19 protein-coding genes are annotated in these 21155 nt (G+C 41.6%); 16 read left to right on the top strand and 3 right to left on the bottom strand.

The annotated features are described in order from the left end of the window. Positions 1 to 90 precede the first annotated feature (90 nt). The 6 genes from LSG31_RS21475 to LSG31_RS21450 all read left to right on the top strand — a co-directional run bounded on the left by LSG31_RS21475 (position 91) and on the right by LSG31_RS21450 (position 7891). Positions 91 to 924 carry a transketolase gene (locus LSG31_RS21475; protein WP_347437071.1) on the top strand — a complete coding sequence of 278 codons (834 nt, stop codon included), beginning with the start codon at positions 91 to 93 and terminating at the stop codon, positions 922 to 924. After that, on the top strand, positions 924 to 1874 hold the full coding sequence (locus LSG31_RS21470) for a transketolase family protein (protein ID WP_347437070.1): 951 nt from the start codon (positions 924 to 926) through the stop codon (positions 1872 to 1874). The genes LSG31_RS21475 and LSG31_RS21470 overlap by 1 nt, the downstream gene beginning before the upstream one ends. A 32-nt stretch (positions 1875 to 1906) precedes the next feature. Further along, positions 1907 to 2665 (top strand): SDR family NAD(P)-dependent oxidoreductase, encoded by a 759-nt coding sequence (locus LSG31_RS21465; protein WP_347437069.1) that lies wholly within the window; start codon positions 1907 to 1909, stop codon positions 2663 to 2665. Between the two features lie 617 nt (positions 2666 to 3282). Beyond that, the gene (locus tag LSG31_RS21460) at positions 3283 to 3948 is read left to right on the top strand and encodes a FadR/GntR family transcriptional regulator (protein ID WP_347439580.1); all 666 of its coding nucleotides are present in this window, start codon (positions 3283 to 3285) and stop codon (positions 3946 to 3948) included. A gap of 668 nt (positions 3949 to 4616) precedes the next feature. Beyond that, positions 4617 to 5948: an MFS transporter gene (locus LSG31_RS21455; protein ID WP_347439579.1), complete on the top strand. Its 1332-nt coding sequence runs from the start codon at positions 4617 to 4619 to the stop codon at positions 5946 to 5948. A gap of 575 nt (positions 5949 to 6523) precedes the next feature. Next, positions 6524 to 7891 carry an ATP-binding protein gene (locus LSG31_RS21450; RefSeq protein WP_347437068.1) on the top strand — a complete coding sequence of 456 codons (1368 nt, stop codon included), beginning with the start codon at positions 6524 to 6526 and terminating at the stop codon, positions 7889 to 7891. Between the two features lie 146 nt (positions 7892 to 8037). Here the strand turns inward: LSG31_RS21450 and LSG31_RS21445 are convergent, their stop codons facing one another. Further along, entirely contained in the window at positions 8038 to 8463 is a 426-nt protein-coding gene (locus LSG31_RS21445) for a VOC family protein (RefSeq protein WP_347437067.1), read from the bottom strand. 550 nt (positions 8464 to 9013) lie between these two features. Between LSG31_RS21445 and LSG31_RS21440 the strand changes: the two genes are divergently transcribed. The 5 genes from LSG31_RS21440 to LSG31_RS21420 all read left to right on the top strand — a co-directional run bounded on the left by LSG31_RS21440 (position 9014) and on the right by LSG31_RS21420 (position 14036). Beyond that, on the top strand, positions 9014 to 9733 hold the full coding sequence (locus LSG31_RS21440; protein WP_347437066.1) for a YebC/PmpR family DNA-binding transcriptional regulator: 720 nt from the start codon (positions 9014 to 9016) through the stop codon (positions 9731 to 9733). 603 nt (positions 9734 to 10336) lie between these two features. Further along, a complete protein-coding gene (locus tag LSG31_RS21435; RefSeq protein WP_347437065.1) occupies positions 10337 to 11446 on the top strand; it encodes an ABC transporter substrate-binding protein in 1110 nt (369 codons plus the stop codon). 70 nt (positions 11447 to 11516) lie between these two features. Further along, positions 11517 to 12344, top strand: a complete 828-nt coding sequence (locus LSG31_RS21430) for an ABC transporter permease (RefSeq protein ID WP_347437064.1) — start codon at positions 11517 to 11519, stop codon at positions 12342 to 12344. A gap of 14 nt (positions 12345 to 12358) precedes the next feature. Continuing rightward, the gene (locus tag LSG31_RS21425; protein WP_347437063.1) at positions 12359 to 13186 is read left to right on the top strand and encodes an ABC transporter permease; all 828 of its coding nucleotides are present in this window, start codon (positions 12359 to 12361) and stop codon (positions 13184 to 13186) included. A 16-nt stretch (positions 13187 to 13202) separates the two neighbouring features. Beyond that, positions 13203 to 14036, top strand: a complete 834-nt coding sequence (locus LSG31_RS21420; protein ID WP_347437062.1) for an ABC transporter ATP-binding protein — start codon at positions 13203 to 13205, stop codon at positions 14034 to 14036. Between the two features lie 125 nt (positions 14037 to 14161). On the opposite strand, the gene LSG31_RS21415 is transcribed toward LSG31_RS21420, so the two are convergent. Both LSG31_RS21415 and LSG31_RS21410 read right to left on the bottom strand, forming a co-directional pair. Then, positions 14162 to 15583, bottom strand: coding sequence for a hypothetical protein (locus LSG31_RS21415; protein ID WP_347437061.1), 1422 nt, complete (start codon positions 15581 to 15583; stop codon positions 14162 to 14164). Between the two features lie 67 nt (positions 15584 to 15650). Then, positions 15651 to 16451: an aspartate dehydrogenase gene (locus tag LSG31_RS21410; protein WP_347437060.1), complete on the bottom strand. Its 801-nt coding sequence runs from the start codon at positions 16449 to 16451 to the stop codon at positions 15651 to 15653. Positions 16452 to 16825: 374 nt separating this feature from the next. Between LSG31_RS21410 and LSG31_RS21405 the strand changes: the two genes are divergently transcribed. The 5 genes from LSG31_RS21405 (at position 16826) to LSG31_RS21385 (ending at position 21141) form a co-directional block, all read left to right on the top strand. Then, positions 16826 to 17494 carry a GntR family transcriptional regulator gene (locus LSG31_RS21405; protein ID WP_347437059.1) on the top strand — a complete coding sequence of 223 codons (669 nt, stop codon included), beginning with the start codon at positions 16826 to 16828 and terminating at the stop codon, positions 17492 to 17494. Positions 17495 to 17782: 288 nt separating this feature from the next. After that, the gene (locus LSG31_RS21400) at positions 17783 to 18502 is read left to right on the top strand and encodes an iron-containing redox enzyme family protein (protein ID WP_347437058.1); all 720 of its coding nucleotides are present in this window, start codon (positions 17783 to 17785) and stop codon (positions 18500 to 18502) included. A gap of 209 nt (positions 18503 to 18711) precedes the next feature. Beyond that, positions 18712 to 20175, top strand: a complete 1464-nt coding sequence (locus LSG31_RS21395; protein WP_347437057.1) for an aldehyde dehydrogenase family protein — start codon at positions 18712 to 18714, stop codon at positions 20173 to 20175. A gap of 66 nt (positions 20176 to 20241) precedes the next feature. Continuing rightward, positions 20242 to 20721, top strand: coding sequence for a GlcG/HbpS family heme-binding protein (locus LSG31_RS21390; protein WP_347437056.1), 480 nt, complete (start codon positions 20242 to 20244; stop codon positions 20719 to 20721). A 78-nt stretch (positions 20722 to 20799) separates the two neighbouring features. Then, positions 20800 to 21141 (top strand): 2Fe-2S iron-sulfur cluster-binding protein, encoded by a 342-nt coding sequence (locus LSG31_RS21385; protein WP_347437055.1) that lies wholly within the window; start codon positions 20800 to 20802, stop codon positions 21139 to 21141. Positions 21142 to 21155 lie beyond the last annotated feature (14 nt).

The raw sequence follows: 21155 nt of genomic DNA, 5'->3' as shown, positions 1-21155 counted from the left end.
AACTTAGTATACAAGTAGACAACAAAAATGCTGGGAGGATTTTAGTTTAAATCTAAAAACTTCAAGTCATTATTTAATGAGGTGACTGGTATGAACGATATAAGCGTTGAAGAATTAAAGCAAAAAGCGATTGAGCTTAGAAAAACAGCTCTCACGATGATTCATGAAGCAAAATCAGGACATCCGGGAGGTTCTCTTTCCGCAGCTGATGTAGTAGCTGCACTTTATTTTAGGGAAATGAACATTGATTCTGCAAATCCTAAATGGGAAGACCGTGATCGGTTTGTTTTATCAAAAGGACATGTTTGTCCAATACAATATGCAGCATTAGCTTTACGAGGGTATGTACCGTATGAAACCATTTATACTTTAAGAAAGTATGGATCTCCTTTTCAGGGACATCCTGATATGAAAAAGTGTCCGGGTGTTGATATTTCTACTGGGTCTCTAGGACAGGGACTTTCTTGTGCAGTTGGAATGGCACTAGCAGGCAAAAGAGATTCAAAAGATTACAGAGTTTTCGCTATTGTAGGAGATGGAGAATGCCAAGAAGGACAAATATGGGAAGCTGCGCAAAGTGCGATTAAGTATCAACTAGATAATTTAGTTGTCTTTGTTGATGATAATGGTTTGCAAATTGACGGTACAACAGAAGAAGTTATGCCGAATCAGGATTTAGAAAAGAAGTTTCATGCATTTGGTTTTGAAACAAAAAGAATAAATGGCCATTCAATGGAAGAGATTGTTGAAACATTAGATTATATTAGAAATTCAAAAAATGGAAAACCGAAGTGTGTCGTATTGAACACTGTAAAGGGTAAGGGCGTATCTTTTATGGAAAATGTAGTAGGATGGCATGGTATTGCTCCTAATCAAGCGGAGTATCTTCAAGCAATTGAAGAAATAGCCGGGGGGTTAAAATAATGAGTGTAGTGGAAAAAGATAGTTTGCCGAAAAAAGCAACCAGAGAAGCCTTCGGTGATGAAATTGTCAAATTGGGAAAAAAGAATAAGAATATTTATGTAGTTGATATCGATATCGGCAAGTCATGTAAGACCACAGAATTCGCAAAGCAATTACCTAATCAGCATGTTAATGTTGGTATAGCTGAGCAAAATGGTGCTGGATTAGCTGCAGGGCTTGCGACAACTGGAAAAATTCCTTTTGTAAGCACGTACGCAGTATTTGGATCGTTAAGAATGGCGGAGCAGATTCGACAGGAGATTTGCTATCCAAATTTAAATGTAAAAATTGCTTGTTCGCATGGGGGACTTACTCCAGCGAATGATGGGGGAAGCCATCAAAGTATAGAGGACATGGGAGTGCTAAGAACGATTCCGAATATGACTGTTATTATGGGTGCTGACTATTATTCTACCAGAAAATTAGTAGAACAAGCAGCGGAAATTTATGGACCGGTGTACCTGCGTTTTACCAGGGATGCAGTTCCGATTATATATGATGAAAATGAAGAATTTACTATTGGGAAAGCAAAGAAGATCAAGGACGGTAAAGATATAGCGATTGTTGCGAATGGTGATACCGTGTATCTCGCAATAGAAGCAGCAAAACAATTGGAGAAAGACGGTATTTCTGTAAAGCTGTTAGACATGCATACGATTAAACCTCTGGATCGGGAAGCAGTTGTTGAATGTCTAAATATTGGAAAAATCATTACGGTTGAAGATCATAATATTTTAAATGGTCTTGGAAGTGCAGTCTGTGAAGTAATTGCAGAAGAAGGAAGGGGTATTGTAAGAAGAATAGGAGTGCAAGATCAATTCGGACAGTCCGCTCCATATGAAATGCTGTTAGAGCTTAATGGAATTACAATCGAAAATATCGTAAAAACGGCGAAGGAAATGCTTAAATAAGGAATGAATAAATCAGGAGGAGTGAATCCAAAGTGTTTAAATTAGATAATAAAGTAGCGATCGTTACTGGCAGCGGTTCCAAAAAAGGGATTGGGCGTACTATTGCTTTAACACTTGCAAAACAGGGGGCAGCAGTTGTTGTCGCTGATATTAATATGGACGGGGTTCAAGATACGGTTAATGCTATCACAGAAGCTGGCGGAAAAGTTTTAGGGGTAGAATTAAATGTAACCAGCAAAGAATCTGTTGATGCCATGGTGGAGAAGGTACTTGAAACATATGGACGGATCGATATCCTTGTAAATAACGCAGGAATTTCACAAAAAGTTACTATTCAAGATATGACACTTGAGGATATAACAAGAATATTTAATGTGAATATGTTTGGATTATTCTTATGCACCCAAGCAGTACTAGAAACAATGAAAAAGCAAAAGTATGGTAGGATTGTAAGTCTTTCCTCGGTATCAGCAAAACGAGGAGGAGGAGTATTTGGCGGGGCACACTATTCCGCTTCAAAGGCAGCGGTGTTAGGGTTTTCCAAGAATCTTGCCCGCGAGGTTGCACTTGATGGAATAACAGTAAACTGTGTTGCACCAGGACTTGTGAATACGGACATATGGAAGTCTCTTCCTGAGAATCAGGCAAAGGAAGTTATAGCAGGCATACCTATGGGAAGACCTGGTGAAACGGAAGAAGTTGCGGCAACCATCGCATTCTTAGCTTCAGAAGAAGCATCCTATATTACTGGTGAAGAAATAGATATTAATGGTGGTTCACACATGGATTAGTTTCATATCACTTTACTGAACAGGCATTCCGATCTGGATGCCTGTATTTTATAGGAATAAGAAAGATCCGATGAATAAATTGAGGCTTATTCCTTTGAGAAGACCTGGTGGAGCGAAAGATGTTGCAGCAAGCATCGTATTCTTAATTCTGATGAAAAAATAATCTGTTCAGAGAATTTTGATGAAAATTTTTTGTCAACAAGGTTTGAATCCTTCAAAATATTCGTTAATTGCTCTTTTAAATAATTTTTTATATAATTATTTATGACTAATTATTTAAAACAAATAAACATAATAGTTCATTTATGTAAATTTTTGGATGAAAAAATAATCATGTATTTAAACTTGGCCTTTTAAAAATGAGTTGGGCCATGACGCGTGGCATGGAGCTTCAGTGGGTATGACTCCCTGCTGAGAAACCGGATGTTCCAACATTGGCATCATCAGACGAGGCTATCATGCCCGCTACTCCAAATAAAAGGACGCATCTGTTCGTTTTTATTTTGGAAAAATATAGAGAAAATCAGCGAAGATGTGTCCGTGAAAATATACAAGCATCAATATGGAGAGAAGTGGTTATTATTAATTTTAATCCAGTATCCAGCAAAAAATTATATATGCAAATTTATAATCAAATTCTTTCAGAAATCCAATCTGGTTCATTTAAAATAGGTGATAAACTGCCAACTGAAAAAGAGCTATGCGAACAGTTTGGTGTAAGCCGTGCACCTATTCGACAGGCTCTTAGTGCATTGGAGTTGAATGGTATTATTTATTCCCGTCAAGGCGAAGGAGTTTATGTTAAAAGCAATCAGATCGCATCCGAAAGTTCTAAAACAGCCATTTTATTTGAATCGATATCCCCTGAGGATATTGTAGAAGCAAGGATGAATATAGAGCCTCTGATTGTGAAATTTGCTGCACAAAGGGCTACTGATGAAGACATAGCAGATCTTCGTTCAACCATAAAAAAGATGGAAGAAGAAACCAAGGCAGGCGTATACGTACCAGAAACAGATGAAAAACTACATACTGGTATTGCAAAGGCCTCTCACAATGATTTATTTATTAACATCATGGCGGCTATCAGTAATGCAATGAAACAACAAGAAATGTGGAAATTTATTCGAGATCGAACCGTAACTCGACCAGACTATAGAGATGTTAATTTTAAAGAGCATCAATTACTTATTAAAACGATTGAAGATCACAACGAAAAAGAAGCAGTGGAAATCATGACGAAACATATGCAAAACTTATATGATCGATATTGGAAAGATTAGTCCAAGTAAATTCGCTCCTAAATTCCCCATCTTAAATAATGAAGGGGAATTTTTTATTTTTTATCGGCCTGCCGCTACGATGTGATTCCAATTTAAGAATCATACAATTATCATGAGATTTAGAACAATTTCATATCGCATTGACAAACGCAACTAAGGAAATTATACTAATTATACAAGGTAACTTAGTATACAAGTAATCAAGTATACAGGAGCACAAAGAGAATGGTTGGAGAGATTTTAATTGTTCAAAAAAAGGAGGGATAGTATGAGAGTGGGGTAGTCATTGCTAAACCATTCCCGATTAGAATTGCAAAATGAAATTTTAATATTTTTACATTCCATATTATGTAATACTATGCTGTATCTACTTCTAGTCATTTACTTTGTTGCATAGTAAGATACCAAAAAGACACTAATTATAGTGTGCTGATTCACAATTATAGAATAACAATCGTTGAAGCAATCTGACATAACATGTCTTTTGGTTCGCCGAATCGAGTATTTCTTGAAAGCGCTGCATGTAAGGGATTACAATATTGAGTTTTTACTTCTCAGGAAGAAAGGCAGTTTTATTGTCAAAAACAATTCGATAATTGTGACGATCAACTTCTAATTGAATTAAAAACTTGCAAAAAAAGATATGTTAACTTAAGGAGGAAATGATGTTGGACCAACTTCAATTAGAGCATTCAACTACTAAAAAGATTACGTTACGATTAATTCCGTTTCTATTTTTATGTTTTACAGTATCTATTTTAGATAGGGTAAACATTGGCTTTGCAGCACTGCAGATGAACAAACAATTAGGTTTTTCTGATGCGGTTTTTGGATTTGGGGCAGGGATCTTTTTCTTTGGTTATTTCCTATTGGAGGTACCAGGCAGCGCCATTATGATGAAAGTAGGAGCTAGAAAATGGATTAGCAGAATAATGGTTACATGGGCTGTAATAGCTGTTTTAACAGCTTTCGTAAAAACTCCAATGCAATTTTATACAGTACGATTTCTCTTAGGGATTGCTGAAGCAAGTTTTTATCCATGTATGGTGTTTTATTTAAGCAATTTTTATCAAACGAAACATCATGCAAAAGCGATCGCAGGATTCATGGTGGCTATACCAGGTGCTAATGCATTAGGTGCTCCACTCTCCACTTTCTTATTAGGTGTCCACTGGTTAGGTTTGGGTGGATGGCAATGGATGTTTATCATGGAAGCGATTCCAGCTGTAATCTTAGGTGTTGTATGCTATTTCTATCTTGACGATACAATTGAATCTGTAAAATGGTTAAACAAAGATGAGAAAAAATGGTTAATTGACATTACAACAAAAGAGAAACTCGAAAAACAGGAAGTAAAACATTACACTTTTTTGCAAGCTTTAAAAGATCGTGACGTTCTAATCTTATCTTTAGGATATTTCTGCTGGTTGGTTGGTTATTATGGAATCATCATGTTTTTACCAACAATCTCTAAAGGTTTAACTAAGGCAACATCCCTTAGTACTCAATCTATGGGATGGATTTTAGGGCTAATGTATGTTTGTGCCATGGTGGCAATGATTCTGGTTGGGAATCATTCCGACAAGAAGAACGAGAGACGTTGGCATGTTGCGGCATGTTTAACAATAAGTGCCATTGCGATGATTGCTAGTAGCTATGTTGCAAATGCCAGTATTATAGTATCATTTGTACTTCTAACCATCGCCCTATGTGGTGCGTTTGGTGCATTCTCTCCATTTTGGTCGATTCCGCCATCATTCTTAACTGAAGCAGCAGCTGCAGGGGCTATTGCACTCGTCAACAGTATAGGAAATCTCGGTGGCTTCTTTGGACCATACATCGTAGGATATATCAAGGATACGACAGGATCCTTTAATGCAAGTATGGTTTTCTTAGGTACCCTTATGATCATAAGTTCTTGTATTGTTGTTTTCTTGGTAAAACAGTCAGGAAAGAATCTAAATAAGAATGTTGTGCAAAAACTGGAAAAATCTTGTTAGAATACTATCGCCTGCGCTCGGGTTTGAAAGGTCTGCATATACCCAACCTTCTTTGGTCGGAACATATGTGATATCAGCTCAAATTAAATGAGTCTCATTCATTATGACAAATCACATTTGTAATTTGCCATAATAATAAGCATTTAACAGTAATTTAATAGAAGAAACAAGCGCAAAAACAGGAGTACCTTCAATTAAGAAGGCTTCTGTTTATTTTTCTTTTTGTAGAGGTTGTTCAAAAAGTGGTCAAAACTCCACGGCGGATTGCTTTGTCGAATCCCAAAAAGACTTACTCATGTACCAAACACGTACACTCCGTCGTCTTTTCGTGCTTCGACTTCGCACTCCTTGTGTCTTACTTAACCACTTTTTGAACACGCACTTGTAATCAAATCGACGTTGATTGCTTTTGTAACTTGGCCGAGAGTGTAAGCTGACGTTTTTAGTTCGTATTCAAAAAGACTTTAATATCTTGGTATAATGTGAATAAAGACAGCAGGGTTTTTCATTGTATGATTTGAATAATTGTATGGTTTTGTGCGTTGGATTAGAGTGTTAAAATTTGGAGGATATTTATGAAACGCAAGAAATTTCAGCTAACAGAGAACATCCAATTATTGAGTTCAGGACACATTCTTTATGTATATGAGGATTTAGATGCATATGTTGATAACGCAGTGGCTTATATCGTTGCAGGAGTTGAGCAGAACAACATGATTTTGTTGATAGAAACAGAGGAAATACGCCGTCGCATCTACGGCAAAATAGGCTCCATTCTGCCAAGTGATAAACTCGAATGGGTTCATTATGTGGACAACGATGAGTTCTACGGTACATATGGAAATTTCTACTGCGACAAGATTGTAGATTATTTTGGTCAACTGCTAGAACCGCTGCTAAGACAGACAAAAGCCATACGTTCATGGGCCGGCGTGAAGTGGACAGAACAGGACGATATCGTGAACATGCTTGAAACATTTGAATGCAGGGCAAACGCTGCTGTCTTAGATATTGGGGTTATGGCTGTCTGTGCTTATAACGGTAATACGGTTCCCGCCATACTTCAGAACAAACTAATGAGACATCATGAATACTTTATGACTGATGAAGAATTCGCTCGCTCGCCGTTGTACAGCAACGAAGAGGATGTGATTTTTCCTTCTTTATCGACACATATGAAAATAAAATCTGAGATAGATCTCTATAAACAAAAGCTTGATTTTGCACATGTCGTTTCACATGAAGTACGTAACCCATTAACCGTCATAAAGGGATACGTCTTCATGCTCTTGGAGCAAGGAACCATTTCTCGAGCAGAAGACCGAAAAAGACTTCGGGAAATTGCTGACTACGTGGATGCCATCGACCAAGAAATGCAACATATTATACACACGGAACAAATGCTATCGAATAAGGAACTATGGCAAATAGAATCACTCCATCCATCATCAGTTATCCGGGAAATATTAGATATTATGAGTGTGAAGTCTCGAATTCAGGGCGTTCAATTGATTTATACACTATGCTTGCATGGTAGTGAAATGATGAGTTCAAACCGAATTGGGCTGCGTCTCATCGTGTCGAATATTGTCGGAAATGCGATTAAGTATAGTGAAGAAGGATCCGCGGTAAAGGTTAATGTGGAACTTGACGGTGATTTTATACGGTTGTCGGTAAAGGACCAAGGAAGTGGTATGAGTTCTCACCAGATCAAGAGATTATTCCGTAAATACGGAAAACTGAATAATCAAAAAGAAGGTCAAGGGATCGGGCTATACATGGTAAAACAATTAGTCGAATACTTTAAAGGCACGATTGAGGTCGAAAGTAAGGTCGGTCGAGGAACGGAAGTAATCATACGGCTACCGATGTATGCTGCTGATCCGTTACCCCCAGAGGAGACAGGGCCGAATTCCATTCATACAGCAGCACACATCAATTAATAGGTATTGCCCCTGATGACAATCGCCCAGAACGAGGAATCCGACTTATTGCTACATGAAACGGCTTTGTCGCAAACGATGCGAACAGAGCCGTTTTATTGTAGTATTTCACGTAAGCAAATCAATTGCAGCAGCGGTGCTAAAATTTACTGTTGGCCCTCTGTGTAAATTTGGAAAGTTACACCGAACTTGTCCGTTACAATGCCGTAAGCAGGGCTAAAGAAAGTTTCTTGGAGCGGCATGATCACTTGACCGTCTTGCTGCAAGGCTGCATAAATTTGTTTGGATTTTTCCTTGTCGCCAGTTGAAATACAGATTGTAACCTGATTGCCCTTTTGATGGGGTTGACCTGGAAACGTATCAGAAAACATAAGATCCGTTTCGCCAACTTTTAACATGGCGTGTGCCACGCGCTCCTTTGCATCTTCCGGCAGAGGAAATTCAGGATTTTCAGGCATCTCTCCGAACGTTTGGTTAAAGAGGACTTTGGCATCTAATGCTTTTTCGTAAAATTGGATCGCTTCCTTTGCATTTCCGTCCATCACTAAATAGGGGTTTAATCGCAATGTCATAATACATCAGCTCCTTGGGTCCCAATTCATTTTTTATTCGTTTCTATAATGCTCCAATTTTGATAAATCGTTCAGGCCATGTCTCGTTTGATACTTGGCAATGAAATCAATCCCACATTCCATTATTACCTATATTTAGATTATAAAACAATGAACGTATGTTTGGAATCGGAATTTTAGGCGAATCGTTCCTGCAATTAGCGCCGGCAATGTCAAACCAAGAAAAGGGAAATTATGAAGATGACTAAAGGAATCAGATTGATTGCCTAAAAAATTTAGCAATTTACCCGTTGCTTCTGCAAGAAGTGGTTTATGAGTTTAGTAAAAATGCATGAAATTCGAATCCCAATGAAGAGATTCTATATTAAAACTTTTGAACGATTGACACTTCCGTCTATAAAACTTAGTCTTGTTAAAAGGGCGAAATTCACAATAATTTTTGTGACAGAGATCGTAATAACGCATGCATTTGAGGTATAATAGGAAAAGCTGTAGAAAAAGCAGTTTTTCATATTTATAATTTTTTGTAGTTGAAAGAGAGTGAAATATCGTGGGTCGCAAGTGGAACAATATTAAAGAAAATAAAGCGTCAAAAGATGCCAATAACGCTCGCATATATGGAAAGTTTGGAATCGAGATTTATGTAGCAGCTAAACGGGGTGAACCCAATCCGGAAGCAAATCCGGCTTTAAAAGCAGTACTCGATCGTGCCAAAACGTACAATGTGCCGAAAGCGATTATTGACCGTGCAATTGAAAAAGCCAAAGGCGGCTCAGAAGAAAATTACGATGAACTTCGTTATGAAGGCTTCGGACCAAATGGATCAATGGTTATCATAGACGCATTGACAAATAACGTAAATCGTACGGTATCCGATGTACGCGCTGCATTTAAAAAATACGGCGGCAACTTGGGAGTAAACGGATCTGTAGCCTATATGTTCGATGCAACGGCTGTCATCGGTATTGAAGGTAAAACTGCCGATGAAGTTCTTGAACTATTAATGGAAGCAGATGTAGACGTACGCGACATTCAAGAAGAGGACGGAGCAGTTATCGTATATGCCGAGCCTGACCAATTCAACGCAGTACAAGAAGCATTCCGGATTGCGGGTATAACGGAATTTACGGTCGCGGAACTCACAATGCTTCCGCAAAATGAAATCACGCTTCCTGAAGACGCAATCGTACCATTTAAAAAGTTGATTGATGTTTTAGAAGATTTGGAAGATGTTCAAAATGTGTTCCACAATGTGGATTTAGGCGAATAATACGGGTTGATTTTTGTCCTTGCTAAAGCAAGGGCTTTATTTTTGATAAAATTTTCGAGGCGTGGATTATAAAAATGAAAAACAACATATAAATTTATTTAAGTTATGACGATCGGTTCTCCCGAATTGATAGGATAAAGCCTTCCGCGCATCGCAAAAAACGGCTACCAAAAGCAAGGCAGCCGTTTTTGGTTTTGTCGGATAAATGATTGGCGTACGGAATGTAATTCGGTATACAAAATACAATACATTTTTATGCAGCCTTGTGAAAAGATTGATAAAATAAACGGAATTTTAGTTAAGATACATTATTATATTATAATAATTTCATGAATTTATGAGATATACATAGATTACGATATAATTTCGAACAAATTTTGTCCATTTTCAGATAATACGGAATTTTACAATAGCTCATTTGTACTATATAGTCTGATTTAAGAACCATTTTTGGTATACAAAATACAATTTGACATTTTACAATGGCTCTCCCAATCCCATCAGATTCACCGCAAGGAGGTAGATTGCTTTCGCAGCATCACTCACCTGATTTCCCGACATCAATCACTGATTGAACTCTTACTTCAGCATTGGGAGGAATGTATGTTGGCATGGAAACCATCAAAGAAAGTTGGAGTCGGACTTTTCACAACAGGCATGGCAGTATCTCTCATTCTTGCAGGTTGTGGAACATCAACTGCCGGGGGATCGAAATCAGCATCAGCATCTGCAGATAACGGCAGCGGAAATGGCAATGGCAAACTCACCGTTGTGAAAGTTGCCATGGATAACGCTCCGGCGGAAGCTGGACTCATTCTTGGAATGAAACTCGGATATTTTCAAAAACAGGGGATCAAAGTCGATTACGAGAAATTCGCTTCTGGAGCGGATATGCTGACTTCATTGGCTTCCGGTCAAATCGATGTGGCCAGAACGGTCATCAGTGCAGGCCTGTTCAACGCTGCCGCCAGAGGTGTACCAATCCGGCTCGCTGCTGATGGTGGGCAGAATCTGCCTGACAAACCGTATTTTGCGCTTGTTGTCAGCAAAAAACTTGCAAACAAAGTAAAAGATTACAAAGATCTGAAAGGTTTGAAAGTAGGAATTGCCTCCAAAGGTTCCATCAATGAAATGTTTCTGAGCAAAGCGCTTGAAAAAGGTGGACTAACCACAAAAGACGTCAAGGAAGTCATCGTCGATTCGTTTCCGGATTTGTTAACGGGTGTGAAAACGGGCGCGATGGATGCGGCAGTGCAAATTGAACCTCTCATTACCAGCGGTGTCGATCAAGGTGTTTATTCCTGGTGGAAAAATCCAAAAGATTATGCGCCTGATGAAGAGATTTCTACCATTGCATATGGTAAAAAACTCGTAGATAACAAAGATCTTGGCAATCGATTCATGGTCGCATATCTTCAAGGCGTACGTGCTTATGACGATGCCATCATTTATGGAAACAAAGATAGAGATAAGATTATCAAAATTCTCACCAAAGAAACGTTTGTCAATGACCCCAAGACGTACCAAAAAATGAATCCTCCTTTTCTTGATCCGAACGGTCAGATTCCGAAAGATGGCGTAGTCAACGATCAAAACTGGTATGCCGCACAAGGCATGGTGAAGAAGAAAACCAATGTTGATAATCTGGTCGATCCATCCTATGCCGATTATGCCTTGAAAAAACTTGGAAAATACCAAAAACCTCAGAAATAAATTAAGAAGAAAAAAAAGGAAGGGGGGAGCATCCCCTTTCCTTTTCGAGGATTGTAAAGGAGGATGTTGTGTGTCGACCATTCAGGCGTCAAGAATTGTTACTGTCACGGGTACCGAAATCGAAACAGTGAAAGCAACTATGACTGAAAAGCAGCGCAAACGGTTGATGATGGTCATTTCCCCCATCGTCCTTTTGGTGATCTGGGAGCTTCTCGTTCGAATCGGTGTTCTGAATGCCATGTTCTTCCCCGCCCCCAGTACCATTGTTCAAGCGTATATAAAGGCAATTGCCACGGGACAAATCGCCATCGATTTAAAATCAAGCATGTTGCGTGTCATTCTCGGTTTCTTTGCCGGAGCAGTCCCTGGTGTTATTCTCGGACTCAGCATGGGCCTTTTTCCGATTGTGCGAGCGATTTTTGAACCCATCGTCGCAACCCTTTATCCGATTCCAAAACTGGCATTGATGCCGCTGATCATGCTGATTTTCGGACTTGGGGAAAAAGAAAAGGTCATCGTCATTATGCTCGGTGTAATCTTCCCTGTTGTCATCAATACAGCCGCGGGTGTTTTGAATCTGGATAAACGATATATGGATGTTGCAAAGAACTTTGGCGCTTCCAAGTTCAATTATTACTGCACAGTGGCGATTCCCGGATCACTCAGCATGATCTTTACAGGACTTCGCCTCGGCATTGGCATGGCAGTCCTGCTGTTGGTTGCTGCCGAAATGCATGGAGCTTCTGCCGGAATCGGATATCGAATTTGGACTTCCTATGACCTTTTTGATATTACGACGATGTTTGTATCTTTCGGGTTATTGGCACTACTTGGATATATTGCGACTGTACTTGTAGATGAAGTGGAAGTGCGGCTGATTCCTTGGAAACAGCGGTGAGGAGGCGATAAAACATGTCAACACTTCAAGTCACAAAGGTTGTTACCGTGAACGGTACACAGATCGAAAACCTGAAACTCGGATTAAACCCCGTCCAGCGCAGACGTCTTCTTGCTGTCGGATCGCCAATTTTGCTCCTCCTCATCTGGCAGATCCTTGGCATTCTTCATTGGATCAATGTAAAAGACTTTCCGACGCCAACCACCATTGTATCAACAATGATCAGTCATCTTGCTTCAGGAGTCCTCGTCGAAGATATCAAAACCAGTTTATACCGGATTGCATTAGGATTTGTATTCGGTGCGGTTCCCGGCGTGGTCCTTGGGCTCAGCGTGGGGTTGTTTCCATTCATGCGCGCTTTGATTGAGCCCATAGTCTACACCACATACCCCATTCCAAAACTGGCTATCATGCCTCTTTTAATGATTATTTTTGGACTTGGTGAAACGGAAAAGATCGTGCTTATCGCTCTTGGCGTCGTTTATCCTGTGCTCATAAACACAGCTGCGGGTGTTTTGGAACTGGATTCACGTTATCTGGATGTGGCGAAAAATTTCGGCGCATCAAAACTGGAGTATTACCGTACAGTGGCGATCCCCGGATCCATTCCCATGATTTTTACCGGTCTTAAAATCGGAGTCGCCGAAGCGCTGCTTCTGATCGTTGCAGCGGAGATGGTCGGTGCACAGTCTGGGATCGGATATCGCATTTGGATGTCGTATGAAGTGTACGACATGTCTACGATGTTCGTATCCTTCGTCCTCATGTCTGCACTCGGCTACATATTCAGCATACTCGTCGATGAGATAGAAATGCTGGTCGTTCCTTGGAAGAGAAAATGAATAAGGAGGATGTCCAATGAGTTTGCCGATGGAAAACCTGAATAGAATCGAGATACTGCAGCCCAAAGTCAACAAGATCGTTCTGCAAGGCATTGGAAAGCAATTCAAGGTGAAAAAAAATATCGTTACGGCCGTGGAACATGTGGATCTTGCGATAGCAGAAGGAGAGTTTGTATGTATCGTAGGGCCAAGCGGGTGTGGAAAAACAACACTTCTTCGCATTCTGGCACAACTGGAGCAGCCCTCCACAGGCAGCATGAACATGATTCATCACAATGTAAATAAACCGCTGAACTCGATGGTATTTCAGGAGCACGCCGTATTTCCATGGATGACTGTAAAGAAAAATATTGCGTACGGTCTCAATATGCGCAAGGTACCCAAAAGACAAGTAGAAGAAACTGTGAATCATTTTCTTGCCAAAACAGGCCTCACAAAATTCGCGAATTCCTATCCGCACCAATTGTCCGGGGGAATGAAACAGCGGGTCAGCGTCGCACGGGCGTTTGCCAACGATCCGGAGATTCTTCTCATGGATGAGCCATTTGCAGCGCTTGACGAACAAAACCGTATCATCCTTCAGCAAGAACTTGTACGTATTTGGGAAGAAAGCCGAAAAACAGTTGCCTTCATTACACATAGTATCGATGAAGCGATTTTTCTGGCCGATCGGATCGTGGTGATGACCGCACATCCGGGAACGATCAAATGCTCATTCAAGATTGATTTGCCCAGGCCCCGGCGCATCGAGGAAGTTCGAAACAGTCCCCGTTTCCAGGAGTTATTCAACGAAATATGGGGGATGCTCAAGCAAGAGGTGGAAAAGACAAAACGCAGCGAGGGGCTATAGCAGGCATAGGCAATTGCCAATAAATACTCGTGCCATCCCCTGCAATCGGTGCCTATCGCTACGGATCCTGGAAAAATTTTTATCCAGACGAAAACACCCTTCGAATGATCGGAGGGTGTTTTCGTCTATCCATGTGGCCAAAACAGATTTAAAAATGATACAAGCAGGATTACAGTCACAAGATAGAGAGCGCAAAAGGGAAGATTCCATTTCGCAAGTTCAAAGGGACTCCGTTTCATGATTCCGCTCATAATGGTCAATGTTGCATTGAAAGGACTCAGAAGAAAGGTTGTAACACCTCCTCCGAGAAAAGCGACAGCTACCCATTCCGGACGAATGCCGATCATTCTGGGATCCAGGGATTCGCCAAGCAATGCGATCGAAACAAGCGGATGCATGCCCACAAGAGAAAGGAATACAGGAATCAGCGGAATCAACATTAAAAACCAGGCAGTGCCAATTCGGTGACTCACATGCACCAAGAATTGATCGATGCTTGGAGCTACCCCGGACATCTGAAGTGCATCCACAAAAAATCCGGCACATAAAAAAACGGCAAACTGATCCTGCATGTTTGCCAATTGAGATAGTTGTTTTTTTCCGGATTGTATAAATTGCTTTTGTTTCCGTAAAAAAACTGCCCACACGAAGGAAAAGGGAAGAGCGAGAATTGATACAGCGGATACAATCGATAAAGATTCCATCTGCTGCAAACCGGTCATCAGGATGGCAAATAAGAGAATGCCAAGTCCCATTTGGCCTAATTTCAATACCGGGTTTGCAGCAGCCTCGGCGATTGGATCGGCTTTGACTGTCTCAACCGCATGACTGGTAGAGGCGGCAGACGCTTCCAGAGATGAGTTGGACTTCCTTGGTGAGAACAACAATCCGAGCGCAATACCGATGGCGCTAAGCAGCAAGCTAAAGGGCAAAATCCAAAACCAGCCGGCATGGGTGATCTGTACGACAGCCCCGACTATGGCGGCTACCGGACTCCAAACTAATGGCATGGCAAACCCCCGGGTAATGCTGGTCGACAAAAATCGGTCCTCATTTTGAATATAAAACTTTTTTAATGCCGGCTGAATGCTGTAATAGGTCATCGGCAGAGCGGCCAGATTCATGATGCTTGCCAATGCATACCCAATCAGAGTGATTGCATGATAAAACTTTTGCTCGTCTCCCGAATAGCGAGAAATCAATTGCAGAATGGACGGGGAGTAGTTCCCGATCTGAATCGGGATTGCCATACATGGAATGAGTGTAAAGAGTGTCAATAAATCGAGCATTTTTCCAAAAAGGAGGTACATGGAGGAAAAGGAGCCGCCATGAGAAAATACCAGAATACTTCCTCCCAGCAAAAAAAGAATACTGATCCATTTCACAAGCATGCTCGCAACGGGAATGGAAACGAGCAAACAGAGAATTGTCAGAATCGAAATCACGTTGTGAAACCAATTGGGGTTAGGCAAAAGGATCGTCAGCAAATAAAAGGAGATCGTGATGATGTAAATACGATTCAGCAGACGGGAATAAGAATCTTTCATTATCATACCTTCTTTTCTGGTATTGTCAGTCATAGATTCTTTGCCGTTTCCAAGAACAAGATAGATTCTATAACCCAATCATCAAAGGAGTGGAAAGATTTTTCAAGACCTTGGCAATGCTCATTGCCGTAATATAGCCAGTTTTGGGATTGGCTGACGGTATATTGCTCAATTCCAGTTGAATTTCTCCAAAACTTCCGGATGCGGAAATGTGATGCGTATTTTTGCTTACAGTCGGATCGATAAATACACGTACGCTCGTTTTATCAAAACCGATACCGGCTAGGCTCAAGGCAGCAGAAACGTTGATGCTTTCCGGGAAAAGAAGCGCCGATTCCCTTGCAGGACCTTCAAATACACAAACAGGCTCCGTGACTTGTTCCAAATCGATGCGCTGCTCAACAATCGTGCCATACCATGCCCGTGGGGGTTTTTTGGAAGTTAATGTAACGTGTTCGATCGTTCCCACGGCTGCGGCAGCAATTCGATCCAGCCCGCCGATGGAAGCGGAAGGAATAATTAAACGTTTTCCCGTCTCTGCGGCAATTTTAAGGGTTTTTTCATATAATTCGCGATCGGCAAACGCTCCGACACTTACTGCAATAAAATCACTTCCGCCGCGCAGCGAACGTTCTGCAAACTGTTTTACCGCATTATGACCGGCCGCTTCGACAACGATATCGAATCCGCGAGCAAAGAAGCGATCCGCTTGATCTTCAAAAAGAGGAGCGGGCAAATGGGAGGCTATTTGTTTCCTATCTCTTACCAATATTGCCTGCAATTCAACGTTTCCTGCACGATCCGTAACGATATAATTCGAAACATCTCTACCAATACTTCCATAGCCGATGATGCCAACTGTAAGCATGGTACTCCTCCTTTTATAATAGGTATATTGTATACCAAATTAAAGTCATTGTATCAAAGGTGGAACGTACGGTCAATTGAAAGAAATGAAGTATATGTGCGCAAATTTGTAGTAGGATTGGGAGGATGGTGAGTAAGATTCGGATGGTGGTGAGTATAACAAGTAACAAGGCAAAGATCTGGAAATGAAAGAAAGAATAGTATACAATATACTATAGACATTCTAACGTCATTTGAAAGAAATATTGCAGGCTTTATTTTTGGCACAGACATCAATCGGGCAAAGCATACAGAATTTCCTGATGTATCAGGGATTCTTTTTGCTCGTCATCGAGGACTGGAATTTGCGGACCAATCAGAGGAAGGAGTAAAAAAATGAATGATCAAAACCAATGGGACAAAGACGAATTAAGTCCCATCCGGGATAAGGTTTACCAATATATCAAACAGGCGATCATCGATGGCGAATTAAAAGCCGGAGAGCGGATAGTGGAGCGGGATTTGTCCGAAAAATTGAATATCAGCCGCACACCGATTCGCGAAGCGTTGTTTCGTCTCGAGTCACAAGGATTTGTTAAAACACTTCCCAGAAAAGGTGTAATCGTTTCCCAAATGTCCCCGGGTGAAATCATCGAGATTTTTACAATCCTGTCTGTTTTAGAGGGATTGGCTGTTAAATTAGCTGCACAAAGAATCAATGAGGGGCATGGATCTCGATTAGATTTGTTGATTTCGGAGATCAATCAAGTAGTATCCGGCGATAATCAGGCAGAAGACAACGAACAGTTTCATATTTACATCATTGACACGATTATCAAAGAGGCCGGCAGCCCTAAGTTGTATGAAATGATCAGCAGTTTATATGATTATATCCGAGCGTTTGCGAATGTCAGCCATGAATTGCCCGGGAGAAGACAACAGGTGCTTAAGGAACATCTCGAAATTGCCAAGGCTGTAAGAAATGGCGAAATCGAACTGGCGGAAAGCCTGATGAAGGTTCATATCGAAAATTCAAAAAAGTCATATTTGGAGACATATAAATAAAGGCTGGAATCTCCGCCTTTATTTTTTTATCTACGTGCGGCTTCCTGCAGTCAATTCGGCGTAAGGCGTAATATATGAAAAATTTATGAAAAAAGTGGTTGACTTATTATTTTAATATTTGTAATATTTAATCATCATATTTGGTATACAATATACCGATAAAAAATAGAGTAATACAAGAAAGAGAAATGAGCAAAGGGAAGGGTACTCGAAGTTTTAACAAGTATAATCGGTATACAATATACGATTGAAAGCGAGATGCCGGCCCTAAAAAAGGAGGAGATTAAAATGGCAGAATTATTATCCCGTGATGAATTTCGTAACCAGTTGGAAGAAGCGATCAAAGGCAAGCACAGTGCAGTAGCTCCATTTAGCCTTGCTTGGGCAAACGGACAATTAAAACGCGAACATTTTGCTCGTTGGGCAGAAAATCATTACCACTATGTAGGTCCATTTGCAGATTATCTCGCTTACATTTATGCGAATATACCAGATGCTAACACAGATGCCAAAGACTTTATCCTGCAAAATATGTATGAAGAAGAAATTGCCGAAACCCGTCACACCGATTTGTTGATTCGATTCGCAGAAGCATGCGGGACAACAGGTGAGCGGGTAACAGATCCTGCCAACATGTGTCCGACAACGTTAGGTCTGCAAAGTTGGTGCTATGCTATAGCGTTTCGTGAACACTTTGTGGTTGCGACTGCCGCATTGATTGTCGGCCTTGAATCACAGGTGCCGGATATTTATCGCAAACAATTGCCGCCGCTCAAAGAAACCTATCGTTTCACAGATGAGGAAGTGGAATTCTTCGATCTTCATATCGTGTCTGACGAGATCCACGGAGAGCGCGGATTCCAAATTGTACTCGATTATGCCAATACTCCTGAACTGCAACAACGTTGTCTGGAAGTTGTTCGTACTGGCGCCAAAATGAGATGGATGTATATGGACGGTCTATACCGTACGTACGTGCAGCCAGATTTGGAAAGTATTAACGCCTGATTGCAATTGCGGCTCGCAAGTACAACTACGCAATCATGCAACAGCAACGATTTGCAAAATGGGAATTGAAAAAACAAAAACCGGCAGTTTTTTGATGAAGGAAACTGCCGGTGTACGAAAGAACCGGCGTGTGAAAAGACAAGTGTGTGAATATACGGGAATGAACGCATAGAATCGAATCGTCGATACCACGTAAAGCAGGTGAAATTGTGATCGGAGTTCAAGTGACGGCGTACAAGAATTATATCGATGGGCAGTGGGTTGATTCTTCTGATGGGAACGTATTTCACAGCATGAATCCTGCTGATCGGGAAGATATTGTCGGGTGTTTTCAGGCGTCTACGGCAGAAGACGCGATTCGTGCCATCCGTGCTGCCGAGAAAACGTTTCCGGCCTGGGCAAAGACGTCTCCATCGAAACGTGCCGCTATTCTGAACCAAGCGGCAGATATTTTGGAAAGCCGATGCGAAGAAATTGCTCATGAGTTGACGAGGGAAGAAGGAAAAGTACTGTCGGCCAGCCGCCTGGAAGTGAAACGTTCCGCCGCGACGTTGCGGTATTATGCGGTAGAAGGTTTGAGCTTTAGCGGCGAAACATTTGCAAACGACGATCCTGCCTCTATGGTGTTCACAGTTCGGGAACCTTTAGGTGTGATAGCGGTGATCACCCCTTGGAATTTTCCTCTCTCCATACCGGCCAGAAAGATCGCTCCGGCACTGATGACAGGCAACACCGTCGTATTTAAACCGGCCTCGGAAACGCCGCTAATGGGATTGCGATTGACCGAAGCGCTTGCGGATGCCGGCATTCCGGCAGGTGTATTCAATTTTATTACCGGGTCTGCGGCAAAAGTCGGAACCCCGCTCGTTACAGATGCTGCCATCCGCGGAATTACATTTACCGGGTCTACGCAAGCGGGTGAAGCGATTCATCGGCAGGTTTCCCTTACGACAAGAATGCAAATGGAACTTGGGGGAAAAAATCCGATTCTTGTCATGGAGGATGCAGATTTGGACAAAGCGGTTGAATTGACGATCAAAGGCGGTTTCGAACTCACCGGGCAAGCGTGTACGGGAACCAGTCGTGTCATTGTCATGAGAAACGTCCATGATGAATTTGTTGCAAAGCTGGTTGATCAAACAAGCCGTCTGAAGATCGGGAACGGTTTTGCTGAAGGAGTTCAGGTGGGGCCCTTGGCTAACCAAAGTCAGTTGGATACGGTTCTGGAATATGTGGCGATTGGCCGGGAAGAAGGGGCAAATTTGGTCTATGGCGGTGATCGCCTAACCGAAAATGAATATGGCAAAGGATATTATGTCAAACCAGCCATCTTTACAGGCGTTGCTTCACATATGCGAATCGCCCAGGAAGAAATATTTGGCCCTGTCATTGCTGTGATTGCGGTTGACAGTTTCAACGACGCATTGCAAGTCGCCAATGGTGTGGCATATGGATTGTCTGCGTCGATCGTGACAAAGGATTTGGAAAAAGCGCAAACCTTTGTCAAGGAGATTCAATCCGGAACGGTGAAGGTCAATCGCACAACGACCGGAAATCTCATGCATGCGCCATTTGGCGGGTTGAAAAAGTCAAGCACATCAACATTTCGAGAGTCCGGGCGTGTGGGATTGGAATTTTTCACACAAACAAAAACGGTTTATTTTGGATATTGAGGATTGGGCGGTTGAAGATTTCGATATTTTGCGCCCAGGACGGATGAAAAATCGGAGGGGATAGGGATGAAACAAATCCTTAAACTGGAATTAAACGAAGCAAAAATCATGATTGAAGCAGCCAAGAAAAAATCGGCAGACATCCAAGTCAATGAAACGATTGCGATTGTGGATGACGGCGGACATTTGATTGCATTGGAACGGATGGATGGGGCGCGAATCACCGGTCCGGAAATTGCGATTGCCAAAGCTTTTACGGCAGCCGGGCACAAACGTTCCACACATTTGTTCAATACGGAACCCAAAGGGCCGGCATTGCCGGGAAATGAAGCATACGGGATTCAACTGATGTTTCCAGGCAAATTTGCGATTTTCGTCGGTGGATTTCCGGTAGTGGTCGATGGGGAAGTGATTGGCGGCATAGGAATCAGCGGCGGAAACGGCGAGCAGGATACGGCTGTAGGAACGGCTGCATTGGCAGCTCTGAAAGAAGCTCTGGCACCGGCAGGTTATACGGTCATGGCGGAAGCGGATTTAAAATTTTGATTCTACCGTGAAATGCAATTGTAAAAAGGAAGATCTGGAAATCATGTAAGGCATACTATGCCGAGGAGGTCGTCTGTCATGGCAAGGATTCATTTTTCCTGTTCGAACCGATCGATTGAGATTGAGGATGGGAAAGAAACCAATATCCTGCGGACATCCATTCGTTATGAAGGTGGGATCCCCTACCGGTGTGGCGGGGGTTTATGTGGAACTTGCAAAATTTATATCGAAGAAGGAGCAGAAAATCTTTCTGCGATTAAAAAAGCGGAAATCGCCCGATTGGGTGAGGATGTATATAACGGATATCGCTTGGCATGCCAGACGTTCGCAAAAGGGGATGTGGAAGTTTCCTGGGATTCCAATATTACAGTGAAATACTCGCAAAAACTGAAAGAGTATTGGGAAAGAAAAGCCGAATGAAGACGAAATATTCG

This window comes from Fodinisporobacter ferrooxydans (genome assembly GCF_022818495.1).
Classification (GTDB): domain Bacteria; phylum Bacillota; class Bacilli; order Tumebacillales; family MYW30-H2; genus Fodinisporobacter; species Fodinisporobacter ferrooxydans.
Note: the sequence above shows the minus strand (reverse complement) of the source record. Positions and strands in the feature narration are given on the sequence as shown.

Coding starts and splice junctions, on each gene's coding strand:
- LSG31_RS21420 (WP_347437062.1), top strand. CDS start 13,203: ATGAGTTTGCCGATGGAAAACCTGAATAGAATCGAGATACTGCAGCCC.
- LSG31_RS21460 (WP_347439580.1), top strand. CDS start 3,283: ATGCAAATTTATAATCAAATTCTTTCAGAAATCCAATCTGGTTCATTT.
- LSG31_RS21390 (WP_347437056.1), top strand. CDS start 20,242: ATGAAACAAATCCTTAAACTGGAATTAAACGAAGCAAAAATCATGATT.
- LSG31_RS21470 (WP_347437070.1), top strand. CDS start 924: ATGAGTGTAGTGGAAAAAGATAGTTTGCCGAAAAAAGCAACCAGAGAA.
- LSG31_RS21410 (WP_347437060.1), bottom strand. CDS start 16,451: ATGCTTACAGTTGGCATCATCGGCTATGGAAGTATTGGTAGAGATGTT.
- LSG31_RS21425 (WP_347437063.1), top strand. CDS start 12,359: ATGTCAACACTTCAAGTCACAAAGGTTGTTACCGTGAACGGTACACAG.
- LSG31_RS21445 (WP_347437067.1), bottom strand. CDS start 8,463: ATGACATTGCGATTAAACCCCTATTTAGTGATGGACGGAAATGCAAAG.
- LSG31_RS21435 (WP_347437065.1), top strand. CDS start 10,337: ATGTTGGCATGGAAACCATCAAAGAAAGTTGGAGTCGGACTTTTCACA.
- LSG31_RS21475 (WP_347437071.1), top strand. CDS start 91: ATGAACGATATAAGCGTTGAAGAATTAAAGCAAAAAGCGATTGAGCTT.
- LSG31_RS21400 (WP_347437058.1), top strand. CDS start 17,783: ATGGCAGAATTATTATCCCGTGATGAATTTCGTAACCAGTTGGAAGAA.
- LSG31_RS21405 (WP_347437059.1), top strand. CDS start 16,826: ATGAATGATCAAAACCAATGGGACAAAGACGAATTAAGTCCCATCCGG.
- LSG31_RS21450 (WP_347437068.1), top strand. CDS start 6,524: ATGAAACGCAAGAAATTTCAGCTAACAGAGAACATCCAATTATTGAGT.
- LSG31_RS21385 (WP_347437055.1), top strand. CDS start 20,800: ATGGCAAGGATTCATTTTTCCTGTTCGAACCGATCGATTGAGATTGAG.
- LSG31_RS21415 (WP_347437061.1), bottom strand. CDS start 15,583: ATGAAAGATTCTTATTCCCGTCTGCTGAATCGTATTTACATCATCACG.